The 17,285-nt window shown below is 58.4% G+C and carries 14 protein-coding genes and 1 riboswitch; of the genes, 8 read left to right on the top strand and 6 right to left on the bottom strand.

What is annotated here, in order from left to right; genetic code table 11:
- Positions 1-12 precede the first annotated feature (12 nt).
- The 4 genes from QDX22_RS07380 (at position 13) to QDX22_RS07365 (ending at position 6,077) form a co-directional block, all read left to right on the top strand.
- A complete protein-coding gene (locus tag QDX22_RS07380; RefSeq protein ID WP_122549217.1) occupies positions 13-1,188 on the top strand; it encodes a hydroxymethylglutaryl-CoA synthase in 1,176 nt (391 codons plus the stop codon).
- On the top strand, positions 1,185-4,727 hold the full coding sequence (locus tag QDX22_RS07375) for a DEAD/DEAH box helicase (RefSeq protein WP_122549216.1): 3,543 nt from the start codon (positions 1,185-1,187) through the stop codon (positions 4,725-4,727). The genes QDX22_RS07380 and QDX22_RS07375 overlap by 4 nt, the downstream gene beginning before the upstream one ends.
- A 280-nt stretch (positions 4,728-5,007) precedes the next feature.
- Positions 5,008-5,319: an antibiotic biosynthesis monooxygenase family protein gene (locus QDX22_RS07370; protein ID WP_233242891.1), complete on the top strand. Its 312-nt coding sequence runs from the start codon at positions 5,008-5,010 to the stop codon at positions 5,317-5,319.
- Positions 5,320-5,363: 44 nt separating this feature from the next.
- Positions 5,364-6,077 carry a DUF2625 family protein gene (locus tag QDX22_RS07365; protein ID WP_110110978.1) on the top strand — a complete coding sequence of 238 codons (714 nt, stop codon included), beginning with the start codon at positions 5,364-5,366 and terminating at the stop codon, positions 6,075-6,077.
- Here the strand turns inward: QDX22_RS07365 and QDX22_RS07360 are convergent.
- Entirely contained in the window at positions 6,074-6,781 is a 708-nt protein-coding gene (locus QDX22_RS07360) for an ABC transporter ATP-binding protein (protein WP_110098131.1), read from the bottom strand. The two genes, QDX22_RS07365 and QDX22_RS07360, sit on opposite strands and share 4 nt — an antisense overlap.
- A complete protein-coding gene (locus QDX22_RS07355; protein ID WP_122549215.1) occupies positions 6,778-8,421 on the bottom strand; it encodes an ABC transporter permease in 1,644 nt (547 codons plus the stop codon). The genes QDX22_RS07360 and QDX22_RS07355 overlap by 4 nt, the downstream gene beginning before the upstream one ends.
- 73 nt (positions 8,422-8,494) lie before the next feature.
- Here QDX22_RS07355 and QDX22_RS07350 point away from each other — a divergent pair, with 73 nt between their 5' ends.
- A complete protein-coding gene (locus QDX22_RS07350) occupies positions 8,495-9,475 on the top strand; it encodes a hypothetical protein (protein WP_110101436.1) in 981 nt (326 codons plus the stop codon).
- Positions 9,476-9,520: 45 nt separating this feature from the next.
- Here the strand turns inward: QDX22_RS07350 and QDX22_RS07345 are convergent, their stop codons facing one another.
- Positions 9,521-10,612 carry a thiamine ABC transporter substrate-binding protein gene (locus QDX22_RS07345; protein WP_122549214.1) on the bottom strand — a complete coding sequence of 364 codons (1,092 nt, stop codon included), beginning with the start codon at positions 10,610-10,612 and terminating at the stop codon, positions 9,521-9,523.
- A gap of 80 nt (positions 10,613-10,692) precedes the next feature.
- Positions 10,693-10,802, bottom strand: a riboswitch (TPP riboswitch).
- A 277-nt stretch (positions 10,803-11,079) separates the two neighbouring features.
- On the opposite strand from QDX22_RS07345, the gene ectA reads away from it, so the two are divergent.
- The 3 genes from ectA (at position 11,080) to QDX22_RS07330 (ending at position 13,488) form a co-directional block, all read left to right on the top strand.
- Positions 11,080-11,598, top strand: coding sequence for a diaminobutyrate acetyltransferase (gene ectA / locus QDX22_RS07340; RefSeq protein WP_110098127.1), 519 nt, complete (start codon positions 11,080-11,082; stop codon positions 11,596-11,598).
- 74 nt (positions 11,599-11,672) lie between these two features.
- On the top strand, positions 11,673-12,980 hold the full coding sequence (gene ectB, locus QDX22_RS07335; RefSeq protein ID WP_122549213.1) for a diaminobutyrate--2-oxoglutarate transaminase: 1,308 nt from the start codon (positions 11,673-11,675) through the stop codon (positions 12,978-12,980).
- 82 nt (positions 12,981-13,062) lie between these two features.
- The gene (locus QDX22_RS07330) at positions 13,063-13,488 is read left to right on the top strand and encodes an ectoine synthase (RefSeq protein ID WP_122549212.1); all 426 of its coding nucleotides are present in this window, start codon (positions 13,063-13,065) and stop codon (positions 13,486-13,488) included.
- Between the two features lie 88 nt (positions 13,489-13,576).
- Here QDX22_RS07330 and QDX22_RS07325 read toward each other — a convergent pair whose 3' ends face one another.
- The 3 genes from QDX22_RS07325 to QDX22_RS07315 all read right to left on the bottom strand — a co-directional run bounded on the left by QDX22_RS07325 (position 13,577) and on the right by QDX22_RS07315 (position 17,206).
- A complete protein-coding gene (locus QDX22_RS07325) occupies positions 13,577-15,628 on the bottom strand; it encodes a TRAP transporter permease (protein WP_279673452.1) in 2,052 nt (683 codons plus the stop codon).
- Positions 15,625-15,972 (bottom strand): DUF1850 domain-containing protein, encoded by a 348-nt coding sequence (locus QDX22_RS07320; protein WP_279717691.1) that lies wholly within the window; start codon positions 15,970-15,972, stop codon positions 15,625-15,627. Before QDX22_RS07320 ends, QDX22_RS07325 begins: the two co-directional genes overlap by 4 nt.
- A 178-nt stretch (positions 15,973-16,150) precedes the next feature.
- On the bottom strand, positions 16,151-17,206 hold the full coding sequence (locus QDX22_RS07315; RefSeq protein ID WP_199223138.1) for a TAXI family TRAP transporter solute-binding subunit: 1,056 nt from the start codon (positions 17,204-17,206) through the stop codon (positions 16,151-16,153).
- Positions 17,207-17,285: the final 79 nt, after the last annotated feature.

Here is a 17,285-nt window from a genome sequence, read left to right as displayed (position 1 = left end):
TAGAACTAGCGCATGACCCAGTACAGCATTGGCCTAACCGATCTCGATGTGGCCACCACCGGCTATGTGCTCTCGCTTGATGATCTGGCTGACTATCAGGGCACCGATCCGGCGAAATATCACCTGGGATTGGGACAAGACTGCTTCTCGGTGCCCGGCGCCGATGAAGATATCGTCACCCTGGCCGCCACCGCCGCCTCCCGGCTGGTGGCCCGGCACCCCGAGCACAAAATTACCCAGTTGTACTTCGCCACCGAAACCGGAGTGGACCAGTCCAAATCGGCCGGAGTCTTTGTCCACCAGTTACTCGGCCTGGCACCGAACGTGCGCACCGTGGAGCTGAAACAGGCCTGCTATTCTGCCACCGCGGCACTGCAGCTCGCGGTCGGGCACATTACCCGGTTTCCGCAAGAACAGGTGTTAGTGATCGCTTCCGATATTGCCCGCTACGCGCTGGACACCCCCGGAGAACCCACCCAGGGTGCCGGTGCGGTGGCTATGTTGGTTTCGGCCGAACCACACCTGGTTGCACTGGAACCGGTCACCGGGTTTTACACCGCCGACGTTAACGACTTCTGGCGGCCCACCGACTCCTCGACCCCTTACGTTAACGGCCACCTGTCCTTAGACGCCTATCTGGATGCCACCGCCGGAGCCTACGATGACGCGATGCGTCGGGCACCGGGACTCGACCTGGAGGACATCGACCGGTTCTTGCATCACCAACCCTTCACCAAGATGGCCCGGAAAGCCCACCGTCACCTGGGCCAACACCTCGGCGTGGAGCTCGATGACGCGCTGATCGAGGAATCCATGAGCGTCAACCGCCAGCTGGGCAATAGTTACACCGCCAGCCTGTACTTCGCCCTGGCCGCCCAGCTGACGAATAACGCTGAGCTGGCTCGCAAACGGCTGGGCTTCTTCTCTTACGGGTCCGGCTCGGTCGCTGAATTCTTCACCGGTGTGGTCCAGCCCCGCTATACCGAGCACCTGGACTACCTGGAGCACCTCCAGGCAGATCTGAACGCGCGAAAGACGCTCAGCGTCGAGCAGTACCGCCAGTTGCACCACAGCCACCGGTTGGACTCGGATAATTACACCACCCCGACTGATACCGCCACCGGCTTCCGGTTCGCCGGGGTGACCGACCACGTCCGACAATACGAGACAGGATTGCTACCCTCGTGACCGCAACCGCGGGGTCTACACCGACTGCACCCTACATTGCCGTGGAGGAAATCTACGGTAGCTTTGGCGAGACCATGGCCGAGCGTGGCCAAGAGTACGCCAATGAGCACCGTGTGCTGACCTTCACCCAGCGCTGGCACGACGAACGAATCTTGGTGTGCTCGGCCAAGGTTGAAGGGACCCGCAAATATCACACCCGCCTGGCCTTGCAAGTTTCCGAAGACAGCGAGCAGTACCAGGTCATCGACGCGGTGTGCACCTGCCCGATCGGTAGCTTCTGCAAGCATGGGGCGGCGGTGGCGTTCACCTGCTCGATCAAAGCCGCCGAAGCGGTGTTGGGACGGGAAGCCAATACCGAAGAAGCCGAAATGCTCTTCGAAGAACACATGGACCCGGCCGATCTGGCCCCGTCGCCGGAATCTGATCTCTTTCAGGACGCCGATGCCGACGAACAGACCGAAACCACGGTGCACTCCGGACCCGATTGGCGACACGCGCTGGGTGTCCTGCTGCCTCGAGAACAGCCCGAGGAAGACTACACGGAGGTCGGTCTTGGGGTAGAATTATTCGCCGCTCACACCGGGGGAGCCGGCTCGTGGGCACGACGCTATATGGTGCGCTGGGAGACCGCTCGGCCCCAGGATGTGACCGCCGGCCGGGCGTTATCCATCCGGTTGCGACCATTGCGCAAAGGCACCCGTGGACGGTGGATTAAAGGCGGGCTAAATTGGACCACCTTCGAACACCGGGTGCCGGTCTCGTCCAATAAGTACTGGCCCGAACAAGCCCTGGCCCTGCACCGGCTGGTGCAACTGTATAACTCCAGCGTCTCGGTGCTGGGCTCTCAGGATTTGATCAACCTGTCCTTGGTGTCCTCCCCGCAGATCTGGGACCTGTTGCGCTCGGTGTTAGAAGCACAGATCCCGCTGATCGCCTACGCTGGCTGCTCTGAGGTGGAATTATGCTCCGAGGGCGAGCCCTACGTCGACTTACAGGCCCTGGATGCGGACCTGGGAGAAGAGTCCGGGATGCGCATCGGCATCAAGGCGCTGGTGGACCAGCACAGTGAATCCCTTGACGGGGCGATTGGCTCCATCGGTTTCTACCAGGCCCGAGCCCATCAGGCCGCTGAGCCAAGCATCGGGCTTCGGATCATTCCCAGCTCCCAGCCGCTAGAATCTCAATTGTTAGAACTGCTGGATCAGAACGAGAACATCACCGTTCCAGCCGCCGATGTCCCCGAGTTTTTCGACAATTACTATCCGGGCCTGAACCGGGTGCTGTCGATCGGGTCAGCCGACCACTCGGTGGACCTGCCCGAAATCCCCCCGGCGGTCTTGGATCTGCGAGTTGCGATCAACGCCGAATCCGGCACCACGACGTCACGGCAGCGTGACACGGTGCGTGTCAGTGCCCGGTGGTCCTATCAGGGCACGCAGGACCAGACCGAGCACATGGCCCAGGTGCTCACCGCCGCCCGAGAGTATTGGCCCGATGCCGACCGGGGGAGCTTCGTCTACACCGGGGCCACCGCAGCGATCTTCATCGACCAAATTCTGCCCCAACTCCACGACATGGACTATATCCAGGTCACCGAGATGGGGGATAAGCCAGACTACGAACAGCTCGACGGGGAACCCTCGATTACCATTTCGGCCACCCCCTCAGCCCAACGCGACTGGTTCGACCTGGGATTTCAAATCACCGTTGGCGAGACCACGGTGCCCTTTACCGATGTCTTCTCGGCCCTGGTGCGTGGAGAAAATTCGGTGCTATTGCCAGACAAGACCTACTTCACCTTGGACCACTCGGCCTTCGACGAACTACGCCGGCTGATCGCTGAGGCCACCGAACTGCACGAATGGGACCCCGAGGCCCCCACGGTGTCCCGCTTCGAACCCGAAGTGCTCTCCTATGCGGAAGAAATCGCCACCCGGTGGGAAGTGGACCCGCGAGTCAGCGCCTGGATGAACCAACTAGACTCGCTACGTGGCGTTGCTGACCTACCCCCGGCCGAGGTTCCCGAGACCGTCAACGCCGAATTACGCGACTACCAGGTGCAAGGCTTCCGGTGGCTGGTGCAACTGTGGCATCTGAAACTCGGCGGCATCCTCGCCGATGATATGGGCCTGGGCAAAACCCTGCAGACCCTGGCCCTGGTCGACTATGCCCGCACCACTGCCCGCCAGGACACCACCGGCAACCCCGAGGGGCCATTCTTAGTCATCGCCCCCTCCTCGGTGGTGGGTGTGTGGAAATCCGAGGCGGAACGGTTCGTCCCCCACCTGAACGTCACCGTACTCGACACCAGCTCCGCACGCTTGAGAACCGATGTCTCCCGAGTCGTTGAAGACTCCGACCTGGTGGTGACCTCGTACGCCATTGCGCGTCTGGATGCCGACCGTTTCGCCGAACACACCTGGGGTGGAATCATCCTCGACGAAGCACAGTTCGTCAAAAATCACCGCACCAAGGCCCACAAAGCCATCCGCTCTTTCCAGGCCCCCTTCTGGCTGGCCATCACCGGCACCCCAATGGAGAATGCGCTCTCGGACTTGTGGTCGATCCTCAACCTCACCGTCCCAGGACTGTTCGGGTCCTACGCCACCTTCCGCGACACCTACCAAAAACCCATCGAAGCCGGCCAACGCATTTCTGCCGAACAGCGTGCCTCGGGAGAAGACGCCGAGATCCGTGGCAAAGCTGCCGAACGTATGAACCGGCTACGACAGCGCATCAAACCGATTATGTTGCGTCGTACCAAGGACGTGGTCGCCCAAGAGCTACCCGAAAAACAAGAACAAACCATCACCGTCCGACTCAATCCGGAGCATCGTCGCCTCTACGACCGGGTGCTACAACGGGAACGGCAAAAGGTCCTGCACCTCATTCAGGACTTCGACTCCAACCGGATGAACGTCTTCCGCTCGCTGACGCTGTTGCGCATGCTCGCCCTCGACCCGCAGATCGTCGACGAAGAGTACCGGGACGTGGAGTCCTCGAAACTCACCGACCTGATGCAACGACTGCAGCTACTGGTCGCTGACGGTCACCGCGTGATCGTCTTCAGCCAGTTCACCTCCTTTTTGCATCGGGTGGCTGAGACACTAACCAAACACGACATTGCCCACAGCTACCTCGACGGAGCCACCCGAAACCGGTCAGCGGTGATCGAGCAGTTCCGGGCCGGAGACATCCCGGTCTTTTTGATCTCACTCAAAGCCGGTGGATTCGGACTCACCCTGACCGAAGCCGACTACGTGTTCCTCCTCGACCCGTGGTGGAACCCCGCCGCCGAAGCCCAAGCCGTGGATCGCACCCACCGGATCGGTCAAGACCGACGGGTTATGGTCTACCGGATGGTCGCTGAAGGCACCATTGAAGAAAAAGTCGTCGAGCTCCAGCGGGCCAAAGCCGAACTCTTCTCCTCACTGACCGAAGACGATACCGCGTTCTCCTCCTCGCTCGGTGCCGAGGATATTCTGGCTCTCTTCGATGCCGGTGCCTCCACTGAGTCCGCTGAGCCCACGGATCCATAGCACCACTGAGGTGCCGGCACACACGGTGGGGAACCTGACCACCGTGGCGGTGATGTGGCGACTCACGCTCCGCGTTGGTCCGCAAGTACTGATCGGCTTGGTCCCGGCGATCGTGCAACGTGGACCGCCCGCAACCGACAGCTACCGGCCCGGACCACCTCATCCCCAGGGTTCGGCTTCGATAGAGCGAACGTACAAAGACGCCGTGAAAGACCTCGAAAAGGTCTACACTTGAACCGGTAGAATACTCGGGGCAGACTTCGTCCCGGTATGAGGAGGAATGACCGACATGACTTTCGTCAATATCACTGCGCTGACGGTTCCTGATGGTGCCCATAATGAGGTTGAGCGTCGCTTCGCGAACCGCAAGCGGGCCGTTGATACCTTCGAGGGATTTCAAGGCTTCGAAGTACTCCGCCCGGTGGTGGGTGAAACCCGGTACTTCGTCGTCACCCGGTGGGATTCGCAGAACAGCTACAAAAAGTGGGCCGAATCCCGCGACGAACACGCCCATGACGAGGATGAAGAACGCGGATTCTCCGTCGATATCCTGGGCTTCGATGTGGTCGAGGACGAAGAAAACCTCAACTAGTCGGCTTCCGTCACCCTCTGTTCGACACCACACAGGATGAGACCATGATCTTTTTTCGGCGTCAAAAGAAATCCCGTGGGCCCCAGCGCCATAAGCGCTCGCTAACCATCCCCGAATTCAGTGACACCTGGCCGGCTATTGACGAATTGCTCAGTGAACAGAGCGAACGCGTCCACCGGGTCGAAGCTGATCCCGCCCGGGCACGTCAGGTGCTCAACGAGCTGGGTGTCTCCGAGGTTTCACACATGGGAGCACTGCTGACCCACACCGCCGGCTTGTTGATCGATGGCGGGTGGTTGCGCATCCTCGGGTCGGGAAACGATGAGCTCCCCGATCTGACCGTCTGGACTCCGCGACACAATGGCCGACCACTGTATATGACCATCGCGGTGGACGTCATCGGCGGTATTTATGCCATCGATGGTGGCGGACTGGGCATTAGCACCGGCTATATTTGCTATTTCGACCCGGTGCGGTTGAACTGGGGCCCGTTAGCCCCGGATTACGCCGGATTCTTGAACTGGGTCTTCAGCTCCGGTTACGAGGAACTGTATGAAGATCTGCGCTGGGAAGATCACCTCCAGCAGGTCCGGACTTTGGATATGACCGAAGGTATCCGCTTCGACCCGCCACTGCACCAGAGCGAGGGCGTTGACATCAACACGCTACAACGCGAAACCGTCGAGCTCGAAGACCTCTGGGCCACCGAATTTGTGGCAGCCCGCTCCCAGCTACCGGCACCGCACCGCGAACACTAAGCGCCTAACACTTCGGTGACCGTGCCCACGCGTTGCAGACGTCCCTGGTCGATCAACGCCACCTGATCGGCGACCATCCGGGCTTCTGCATGGTCGTGGGTGACATAGACTCCGGCAATCTCGGCCTCGGTGAGGATCTGCCGAATATCGTCGGCCAATCGTGAGCGTAGCTCGGTATCTAACGCCGAGAGTGGCTCGTCAAGTAGCATCACCGCCGGTTCTACCGCCAAGGAACGAGCCAAGGCCACGCGCTGGGCCTGACCACCCGAGAGTGTGGCGACGTTGCGACGACCAAAACCGGGCAGGTTCACCAGCTGCAGCAGACGCTCCACCCGGGCCCGGCGTTGCGACCGGGGGAGATGTTCCACTTCGAGGCCATAGGAAATATTGCCGGCCACAGAGCGGTGCGGGAATAGTTGGGCGGACTGGAATACCATGCCGATGCCGCGCCGGTGTGCCGGAACATGTTGGCCTGGCCCGGCCAAGATGCGGTCGCCAAAACGCAGGGTGCCGGAGCTGATCCGCTCCAGTCCGGCAATGCCACGTAACAGCGAAGACTTTCCCGACCCCGAGGGTCCTAACAGGACCAGGATGGTGCCGGCGTGAACCTGGAAGCTGGCCTCGGTGATGGCTTGGTACCCGTTGGGATAGTGCACCGAGATCTGCTCGGCGATGAGTTGCTGTGGTGTGGTGGAAGCTGTCACGATGTCCTTTCCTTCACGCCCGCCGGGCGAAGCCGTTCGCAGATCAACAATATGCCAGCACTCAGCACGGCTAACACCACCGAGCCAGCCATGGCCATCCCAAAATTATCGGAACCAGGACGCGACAGCAGCTGGACAATGACCACCGGCAACGTCTGATAGCTCGGGGACGCTAAAAAGCTGGTGGCCCCAAATTCTCCCAGCGAGACCGCAAAACCAAAGCCGGCAGCCAATCCGAGGCTACGGACCACGTAGGGGCCATCAATGGTGGCGATCACCCGGACCGGGGAAGCCCCTAACATCGTGGCAGCCTCACGTTGGGCCGGGTCGACCGCGGCCAACACCGGCACCAGAGTGCGTACCACCAGGGGCAAAGCCACCACCGCCTGAGCCAACGGGACGAGCAATCCTGACTGCGCTAGGTGTGGGAAGGCTGGTTGCAAGGAGATCAAGAATCCGAAACCGATGGTCACCGCCGAAACACCCAACGGGAGCATGAAGGCGCCATCGATGAGCCGTTGCAGGGACCGCACCGCCGGGGAATGGGTGGGACGGGTGAGCAACAACGCGAGCGGAATTGCCAACAGGACGGTGACTATTGTGGCATCCAGTGCGATACGTAGCGAATGGTCCAGTGCCTCCACCACCGTGGCGCCACCGGCAAAACCGGTTCCCGAATGCGTAGCCAACAGTTGGTAATGGCGCGTGCTGAATTCGCCATCAACCGTCAACGACCGGGCCACCAAGGTCAGCAAGGGAGTCAGTATCAGTCCGAGGACCACCGCGAGCGTGATCGTCAACGGGAACCAGTCGGTGCGGGTCAGCCTCACCCGGTGCGCTTGGTGCAACCGAGCCGCCTGCGAGGAACCGGTGCGCTGGGTAATGATCACCGATATCACGACAATCACGCACTGAATCATCGACAACACCGCGGCGGTGCGCAGATCGAGGAACGTCTTGGTCTGGCGAAAAACCTCGGTCTCTAACGTCCCGACTCCCGGGGCGCCCAGCGACCGCACTAGCCCGTAGGCGGTCGAACAAAACAGAAACACCAACCCGGCGCTTCCAGCAATGGCTGGACGTAGCGCTGGCAAGGTCACGGTGAAAAACGCCCGAGCCGGGGAAGCCCCGAGCATTCTGGCCGCTTCAGTGGAACGTGGATCCAAGACCTGCCACAACGACCCCACCTGACGGATCACCACCGAATAGTTGAAGAACATCATGGCGATGATCACTGCCGTCGTGGTCTGATCCAGAAACGCTAGGCTGGTGCCTGGCCCAAAGACCGCACGGAAGGCTACCCCCACCACCACGGTGGGCAACACAAACGGGACGGTGGCCACCGAACGGAGCATCTCTCGACCCGGAAACTGTGTGCGGTAGAGGATATAGGCGCCCGGGATCCCAAGCACCAGGGAGCCCAGAGTTCCGGCGGTGGCCATGAACAAGGTGTGACCAATAATCCGCCAGGTGCGTGCGGTGCCGAAGACTTCCCCAAAACCCGACAGGTCCAGCGAGCCCTGATCATCAACCAGGCCTTGGGCCAGCATCCCCAGCACCGGCCAGGCGAAAAAGACCGCAAGGAAGGCCAACGGTAGCAGGGCGACGAGCACCCACACGATCCAACGAAAACGCGACATCACACCGTTCTTTTCAGGTCAATTGGATTTATGACGGGTCATTAAGCCGGGGGTCCTGTAGAGTAGGCCCGTGATGAAAACTCCCTGCGACTTCCGTGGTTCTCGTTTGTTCGCCGTTCTGTTAGCTACCGGTTTAGCGCTGAGCGGTTGTAGCTCCTCAGATGGGGCAGATCAGGCCAGCGACGCGGGAAATAACACGACGTCTAGCCCCTCGGCAGAGCCCACGACTGCCTCGCCCTCGCCGACCCCGGAACCAGAAGAACTGCCCGGTGGCGGTGATACGCTGTTCCCCGACCGCCGGTTCGTCGCACTTTATGGTACCCCGTCCACAGAGGCACTGGGTGCCCTGGGAGAACAGGACCTGGAGGGGTCGATAACTCGTGTCGAAGAGCTGGCCGATGAGTACTCGGAAAACAGTGAGGATCCGATCCAACCGGCCTTTGAAATCATCACCTCCGTCGCGACCGCTCACCCCGGCGAGGACGGCAACTACTCCAACGCCCTGCCGGTCGAGGACCTGCAAGAGTGGGTCGATCGGGCCAAAGAAGAAGACATTTACGTGATCTTGGACCTGCAACCGGGTCATAACGATTTCCTCTCGCAGGCGAAACTCTATGAGGACCTGCTGAAAGAACCCCACGTGGGTTTGGCGCTGGACTCCGAATGGCGCTTGCAACCCGGTCAGGTGCACGGCCGTCAGATCGGCACCGTCGATGCCGCTGAAATCAACGAGGTCATCGACTGGTTGGCCGAGCTCACCGCAGAAAACGATCTGCCCGAGAAAATGCTGGTCCTGCACCAATTCCGCACCTCGATGATCACCAACCGCGACCAAGTGGATACCTCCCATGACGAGCTGGCCGTGGTGTTGCACGCCGATGGCCACGGAACCCAAGAGGTCAAACAGGAGACCTGGAGCGTGCTCACCGAGGACTTGCCCGAGGATATGTGGCCGGCGTGGAAGAACTTCTACCGTCAAGACCAGCCCATGCTGACGCCGGCACAAACCTACGACCAGGTGAATCCCACCCCCTGGTTGGTCACCTACCAGTAAGGCAAGCAACCAACCAGACAACAAGGCGGGACGCCATAGAGACGACTACTGGGCCTCATAGGTTTCGGTCCAAGAGTTCAGCCAGTCTTCACGCTGGTCCGCGACCTCTTGCAGATCCGGCTCAATGGGGTCCTCGGTCAGTGAGGCATATTCGCTCCACTCGTCTGGCAGCTCGATGCTGTCATCGACCGGATACATAAACATCTGCTCAGGAATATCCGCCTGGAATTCTTCGGAGAGCATGAAGTCGATGAAAGCCTGAGCGCCCTCGGGGTTCTCGGCATCCTCCAGCACGCCAGCATATTCGATTTGCTGGATGCAGGTGCCGTCAATGCTGGTGGTCCGACCTTCTTCAGCGGCCGGTGACGAGGAGTAAGACACCACCAGCGGGTAGGGTCCTTCACCTTCAGAACCGGAGAAGTCGGTGTAATAAGCATCAGACCAGCCACCGGCGACTTTCACCCCGTTATCGAACAGGTCTTCCCAGTACTGTTCGGCATCGTCGCCGAATTCCGTCCGGGTGGCAACCAAGAACGCCAGGCCCGGGGAGGAATCATTCGGGTCACTGGTGACCAACAGGTCCTTGTAGTTCTCATCAGTGAGATCGTCCAAGGTCTCCGGAAGCTCCAGGTCGTTGTCGTCAAACCACTCGGTATCAGCGTTGATGCACACCTGACCGTGGTCGATCGGCACCAGCGCGTCCGAGCCATCAACGGCGAGGTTTTGGGCAGATTCTGGAAGTTGACCGGAATAATCCTGCAGGAAGTTTTCGTCCAACAGCGTCTGAGCCGAATAATTCTCCACCCCGAAGAAGCCGTCCACGGTGGGGGAGTCCTGTTGCAGGATGAGCTGGTTGACGACAGCCCCGGCGTCACCGGGGGCTGTGGTGGTGACGGTGTAACCGGATTCCTCTTCAAACTGCGCGAGCAATTCCTCGGAGACACTGAAGGAATCGTGAGTCATCATGGTAACTGTCTGGTTCTCGTCACCGTTGTCTCCACCATTATTATCTGCCTGATCTGCGGCCGAACATCCTGACAGTACCAGCGCTACCACCGCCGAGAGCCCGAACACCGTGCTGATCTTTCGACGGTGAGACCGGGCGGGCCCAGGTGAGTGATGGGTGAGGTGCGACATCAGTGCATATCCTCCTTCAAGGGATAGGAGGGCGAGCACCCTGGGTGAGGTGAGAATCACCCGCGATTAGCCCACGGTGCAAGGAGAGATACTCGACTCCCTTCGCCGGCATGGCCCGGAATCAGGTTCGAGGGTCTGCGAAATGCGTTCGCACTCTCAGCACCACGGTGGTGCTCCCCTGTCGATGAGAAAAACCCTACCGAAGACCTGTTCACCAACCCAACTCCTGAACGCCGTGAGATGAGCTCGAGTGTAGAATCGGGAGGCTACCCCACTTAAAATGTGACATCCAACATGTCTTGTATAACAATTTGGTAACAGCTTTTGGCTCGGCTTCTCGAGCCCTGGCGCTCTCCGGGTCCCTAATGATTATCAACGGTTTAGGCGTTTTTTCCGGCCTAAAATGGGCCCACACAGGCGTCAGGGGCGGGTTGAAAGCATTTTTCAGTCGTCTATTGTGAAAAAAGATGGATGACACAAAGACCCTTCCAGACCACCCGACCGACAAACCCCGCGCTATCACGGTTCGACCGTTCGCTCCCGGAGACGGAGCAAAAATTTATCGGATCGCTCGTGACACGGGCGTCTTGGACTTGAACTCCTCGTATAGCTATCTGCTGTGGGTTCGAGATTTCTCCCAAACCTCCGTTGTTGCCGAACTCGATGGTGAAGTCGTCGGGTTCATTACCGGCTACATCCGCCCTGATGCCCCAGACACGTTGATGGTCTGGCAAGTTGGCGTCGACGAAGCCGCTCGGGGACTGCGCGTGGCCTCTCAGATGTTGGACGCGCTCAACGAATCGGTGCAGCCGAAAGTGTTGGAGACGACCATTACCTCCACGAATAAAGCCTCCAACGCCCTGTTTGCTTCCTTTGCCAAGCGCAACAACGCTGGTGAAGAGATTACCCCCTTATTCACCCCTGAGATGTACCCCGACGATCAGCCCACCGAATACCTTCACCACATCGCACCGCTGAACAGCTAGAGCAGGATCGCACTGATCCCGCTCGCTGGCGGAGAGATGGGTCGAGACAACTTTTCCACGGAAAGGAATTCCCCATGGATACCGAGATTTTTCAGACAACAGAGTCCGAGGTTCGCAGCTATTCCCGCTCCTGGCCGACCGTGTTCGTCAAAGCATCTGGCTCCCACCAGATCGCCGAAGATGGCACCGACTACCTGGACTTCTTCGCCGGGGCTGGTGCTCTGAACTACGGACACAACCACCCCAAGCTGATCGACGCCATCCGCGAGTACCTGGACAACGGTGGCCCGTTGCACTCGCTGGACATGATGACCCCGGCACGTCGCGACTTCTTGGAAACCTTCAAGAAAGTCATCCTCGAGCCCCGCGGTCTGGACTACAAGGTCATGTTCCCTGGCCCGACCGGTACCAACACTGTTGAGGCCGCACTGAAGTTGGCCCGTAAGGTCACCGGACGCCAGCACATTCTGTCGTTCACCAACGCCTTCCACGGCATGACCCTGGGTTCGCTGTCAGTCACCGGTAACTCGATGAAGCGTAAGGGTGCGGGTATTCCGCTGACCAACAGCTCGAAAATTCCCTACGACGACTACTTCAACGGCGAGACCGAAGACTTCATCTGGCTGGAGCGCGTTCTGGAAGACTCCGGATCCGGTGTCGATAAGCCAGCCGCCATTATCGTCGAAACCGTTCAGGGTGAAGGTGGTCTGCGTGCCGCACGCGCCGAATGGTTGCGTCAGCTGGCCAAGCTGTGCAAGAGCCACGAAATCTTGCTGATTGTTGACGATGTGCAGGCCGGTTGCGGTCGTACCGGTAGCTTTTTCTCCTTCGAAGAAGCCGGTATTACCCCGGACATTGTCTGCGTGTCTAAGTCCATTTCCGGTTCCGGTCAGCCGCTGGCGCTGACCCTGTTCAAGTCTGAACTGGATGTGTGGGGTCCGGGTGAGCACAACGGTACGTTCCGTGGCAACGCCCTGGCGCTGGTGACCGGTGCTGCCACCTTGCGTGAGTTCTGGGCCGATGACACTTTCGAGAAGGGTCACCTGGCTCAGGCTATCGAGCTGGTTCAGGACAAGCTGATCAAGATTACCGCTGCTGCTTCCGGATCTGCAGTGCGTGGCCGTGGTCTGCTGACCGGTATCTACTTCGAAGATCAAGACCTGGCAGGCAAAGTGGCTGCTGAAGCCTTCAAGCGTGGCATGTTGCTGGAAACCTCGGGTCCGGAAGACGAAGTTCTCAAGATCATGCCACCGCTGACCACCGAGCTCGACGAGCTGGAGCGCGGTATGAATCTGATCGCCGAAATCCTCGGCGAGCTGACCGGGGCCGATGTCAGCAGTATTACCGGCGGACAGAACGAAGACAACCTGGCTAACGCCTAAATTGACGGCATAGACCACGACGTCAGTAACAACCGGCTGGCCGCGGCGTCAGGTCGGCGCCAGCCAGTGAAAGGAACTTGATATGTACGTTATTAACCGTGATGACACCAATGACACCGAGCGTGACGTAACCTCGGAGAACTGGCGCTCACGTCGCATGGTGCTCGCCCGCGAAGGTGTTGGTTTCTCCATGCACGATACCGTGATTTACGCCGGCACGACCTCGACCTTCCATTACCAGAATCATATCGAGGCCGTCTACTGCGTGCAGGGTAACGGTACCTTGACCAACGAAGAGACCGGTGAAGTTCACGAACTCAAGGACGGCACCCTGTACCTGCTGGATGGTCACGAGAAGCACACCGTGCGCGCTGAAACCGAGCTGCGCATGGCCTGTGTGTTCAACCCGCCGGTCACCGGCCGTGAGACCCACGATGAGAACGGGGTGTACCCGGCAGTCTTCGAAGAAGGCTCTGACCGCAAGGTTCCTAAGCAGCCTCGCGCCTAAGCAATACAGCTGACGTACCACGGCGACCGGCCCCATTTCGGGGCTGGTCGCCGTTTTTGGTGGGTGATGTTAGAGAACTTTCCTGGTACTAGATGGCCCTGAGCCCGAAGTTGCCTTGCTTTTTAGCCAAGATGGATTGGACGACCAGAACGAGGATCCCGATTCCCAGGCCGCTGAGGGATAGGAGCATATTAGAATTCAGCAACAGGATGGCCGCGCCTGCGATCACGATGCACAAAAACCATGGCATATTCACCATAAAGTGCCGTTCCAATGCCACGCAAAGCATCAAGATACCAATGACAGCTGTGGTGACCACCAGAATTCCTTGACCAAACGAGACATCTCGAAGCAACAGTTCCGGGCTGTAGACAAAGATATACGGAATAATAAACCCTGCTGCGGCCAGCTTGAGCGCCGCGAAACCAGTTTGCATGGGAGAAGCCCCAGAGATACCGGCTGCGGCAAAGGCAGCGAGCGCGACAGGCGGAGTGATGTTGGCGAACAACCCGAAGTAGAACACGAACAGGTGTGCCACGATCGGTTCCACACCGAGTTCGGTCAATGCAGGAGCCGCCATGGTTGCTGTGATGAGGTAAGCGGGAATCGAAGGGAGGCCCATACCCAGCACCAGGCAGGCAAGCATGGTGAAGACCAAAGTCCAGAACAAAATACCGCCTGAGACCGACACAATGGCCGAGGCTAGCACCACACCGAAGCCGGAGATAGTCACCACGCCAACGATGATCCCCACGCTTGCACAAGCTACAGCCACGCCCAAGGTTTGTCGGACGCCGTTTTCCAGGGCGTCGATAATGTCTTTGAAAGACAATCTTGAGGTCTTTCGCAACATAGCGACCACAATGGTGACAATGATCGTGAGAAGAGCGGAATAAAGGATGGTGCGCCCTGAGAAGAAAAGCATGTAGATCAGGAAGAACAATGGGATTAACAGGTGACCACGTTCTTTCAGGACATCGAGAACTGCCGGCAAATTATCTCTTGAGATACCTTTCAACCCTTCTCGAGTCGCTCGCAGATGGATCTGGACGATCAGCGAAAGGTAATAGAGCAGCGCTGGAACGATAGCCGCTACTGCCACTGTGGAGTAGGGGACGCCAAGCGTTTCCGCCATAATGAAGGCCGCAGCGCCCATGACCGGGGGCAAAATTTGCCCGCCCACCGATGCCGTCGATTCCACCGCGCCGGCAAAAGTCTTGGTGTAGCCGACTTTCTTCATCATTGGAATGGTGAATGCCCCTGTTGAGACAACATTTGCAATAGCTGACCCGTTGATGGATCCCATGAAACCAGATCCCAGGGTGGCAACTTTGGCAGGGCCTCCACGACTCTGACCAGCTATAGCAAGAGCCAAATCGTTGAATAAGGCTGACATTCCGGACTTTGCCAGAAACGCACCGAAGAGGATAAAGAGAATGATGTACGTGGCAGACACGCCGGTCGCTGTTCCAAAAATACCTTCGGTAGTGGAGAGGAACTGATAAGCCAGAGTGTCCCATTCATAACCGCGGTGGCGCAACACGCCCGGTAATTCACGGCCGAAAATGCCGAAGAGGATGAAAAGTATCGCCAGAATTGGAAGGGCCCAACCTGTGACCCGTCGAGCGGCTTCCAATACGAGAACGACCAAAATGGTGCCGACAATGACGTCTGTAGTTGTAAACCTCCCAGCTTGAAGGACCACTTGCTCATAGTTTGTTGCGATGTAGACCGATGGAACTAGCGAAGACAACGCTAAGACGCCGTCAACGAGTTGAACGGTCAGTCCTTGAGCTCGTCTGAACGGAGGGTAGATCAAGAAGATCAGGAACAGAACGATGCTGACGTGGATGGAACGGTGAACCAGCGTAGGTGGTGATCCGAAGTAGGCAGTCCACATGTGGTATATCGCAAATGCGCATGCCACCGCGGTGATCAAAATTGCCAGAGGACGCCACCGAATACTGCGCGTCCGAGACTCAGCGTCATACTGGGCCGCAATTTCGGCTGCTTCTTGTTCCTGAGCGCGACGTTCTTCGTCGGTGTGAGGAAGATATTCAGCGTCCGTGATGGTGGCGGTAGCGAGTGAATCTGAAGATTGGTTTGTTGGTTGCTTTTGGGGCCGTTGGGGAGGTGTCATATCAGAACAATCTCGAGTCTTTGGTGATCAGGTAGTTGCTTTGCGTCTATACGTTGCGGATCATGATCGATGAGAACCCGGTACTGGGCGCGGTGAGAGTGAATCCAGCGAATCGCGTCGAAGGGGCGGTCGATGTTATCGATAACCACTTGGTTTCCTTCGTAACGCAGATCTCCTTGGTCTCCGGCGGGCATGCCGGCTCCGTAAGATGAGAAACGAGTTTGGGTAAGCACCAGGCCAGCTGGAGTGACCGTGAAGATGTCGGTCCAAGGTGTGAGCTCAATCGAATGAACCCAAGACAGGCTGATGGTGGTGCCGTCGATGGCGGGAAGTGTGGCGTACACGTCGTGATGTTGCTGATGGCGACATACGATCTGGCGTTGTTGGGTCGGAACTGAAGCGGTGACGCCACACCCGCCAGCAACCGCGAGGACGGTCCCCACTGTCAAAGTGAGGACCGATCTGCGACTGATATCTGGCGGTGTCATGAAAACACGAGGCTTTAGCCACTCAACGACTTACTCAGTCTTCTTCTCCGGCAACATGGCCGGAGACATCGACACCATTTTCCTCCAGGTAGCGGGCAGCTCCCGGATGCAAAGGAACAGTTAGCCCCTCCGTAGCTTCTTCGAGGCTGATGTCCTCAGCAGCAGCATTGGAATTGTGTATCGCATCGAGGTTGTCGAAGAAAACACGGGTGACGTCGTAGGCGGCGTCTTCGCTCAGTTCTGAGCTAATCATCAAGTGGTTGACGACGCCGACGGTCTCAACATCTTCTTCCTGTTGGTAAGTTCCGCCCGGAATAGTGGTTTCAATGAAGTAGTCATTCTCCAGGAGTTTCTCTCGCGCGTCCCCGTCAATGGTGAGAACGTTGAAGTCTGTATTGGTGGACAGTTCGGTCAAAGCGGGGTTCGGAACACCGGCTGTTACGAATGCCGCATCGATATGTCCGTTAGCCATCTGGTCGGTGGCCTCGGCATAATCAAGATAATCCTCGTTGATATCGTCGTAGCTCATATCATATGCATCAAGAATCGTTTGCGCGTTGAGTTCTACCCCGGAACCAACGTCGCCCACGGCAACGTTCTTCCCAGAGAGATCTTCGATGGTTTCGATACCTGAGGAAGCAGTAGCTACTACTTGCACCGTATTTGGGTACAAAGCTGCCACAGCCATAAGGCCGTCGCGCGGCTCTCCCTCGAAGGGTCCGGTACCTTCTAAAGCCTGGACGTTAGCGTCCCCCATGGTGATCGCTAGTTCAGCGCCACCGTCGGTGAGGAGGTTAATGTTTTCGGCGGAGGCACCGGTGGCCTGGACCGTGCTGTCTGAACCCAGTTCGTCGCTGAGTAGATCACTGAGTGTGGCGCCGACCTGGTAATAGACTCCAGACGAACCTCCTGTTGCAATTGTGAGGAACTCGGTATCGAGATCTCCTGTTTCGGCAGATCCATTTGATGAGTCGTCTCCACAAGCGGTGAGCGCCAGGGTTGCCACTGCGACTGTTGCGCCAAGCTTGGTGAAACGTGAATTTCTTGTACTGCGGTTGTGCGTTTTGGGCGCGTGAGTCATGATCGACATAGCCTTGCTCCTCGTGATGTGTGACCTTGGTGAGTGTCGTGATTGGCAGTTAAGGCACATAGCATTAAATGTGTCGTAA

The sequence above is a fragment of the Auritidibacter ignavus genome, assembly GCF_029853775.1.
Lineage (GTDB): Bacteria > Actinomycetota > Actinomycetes > Actinomycetales > Micrococcaceae > Auritidibacter > Auritidibacter ignavus.
The sequence above is the reverse complement of the archived record's forward strand: the minus strand, read 5'-3'. Positions and strand labels throughout refer to the sequence as shown.

Bases quoted from the DNA above. Each gene is read 5' to 3' on its own strand.
- ectA (WP_110098127.1), top strand. From the start codon at position 11,080: ATGGATGACACAAAGACCCTTCCAGACCACCCGACCGACAAACCCCGC.
- QDX22_RS07330 (WP_122549212.1), top strand. From the start codon at position 13,063: ATGTACGTTATTAACCGTGATGACACCAATGACACCGAGCGTGACGTA.
- QDX22_RS07370 (WP_233242891.1), top strand. From the start codon at position 5,008: ATGACCGACATGACTTTCGTCAATATCACTGCGCTGACGGTTCCTGAT.
- QDX22_RS07365 (WP_110110978.1), top strand. From the start codon at position 5,364: ATGATCTTTTTTCGGCGTCAAAAGAAATCCCGTGGGCCCCAGCGCCAT.
- QDX22_RS07350 (WP_110101436.1), top strand. From the start codon at position 8,495: ATGAAAACTCCCTGCGACTTCCGTGGTTCTCGTTTGTTCGCCGTTCTG.
- QDX22_RS07355 (WP_122549215.1), bottom strand. From the start codon at position 8,421: ATGTCGCGTTTTCGTTGGATCGTGTGGGTGCTCGTCGCCCTGCTACCG.
- ectB (WP_122549213.1), top strand. From the start codon at position 11,673: ATGGATACCGAGATTTTTCAGACAACAGAGTCCGAGGTTCGCAGCTAT.
- QDX22_RS07345 (WP_122549214.1), bottom strand. From the start codon at position 10,612: ATGTCGCACCTCACCCATCACTCACCTGGGCCCGCCCGGTCTCACCGT.
- QDX22_RS07325 (WP_279673452.1), bottom strand. From the start codon at position 15,628: ATGACACCTCCCCAACGGCCCCAAAAGCAACCAACAAACCAATCTTCA.
- QDX22_RS07380 (WP_122549217.1), top strand. From the start codon at position 13: ATGACCCAGTACAGCATTGGCCTAACCGATCTCGATGTGGCCACCACC.
- QDX22_RS07315 (WP_199223138.1), bottom strand. From the start codon at position 17,206: ATGTCGATCATGACTCACGCGCCCAAAACGCACAACCGCAGTACAAGA.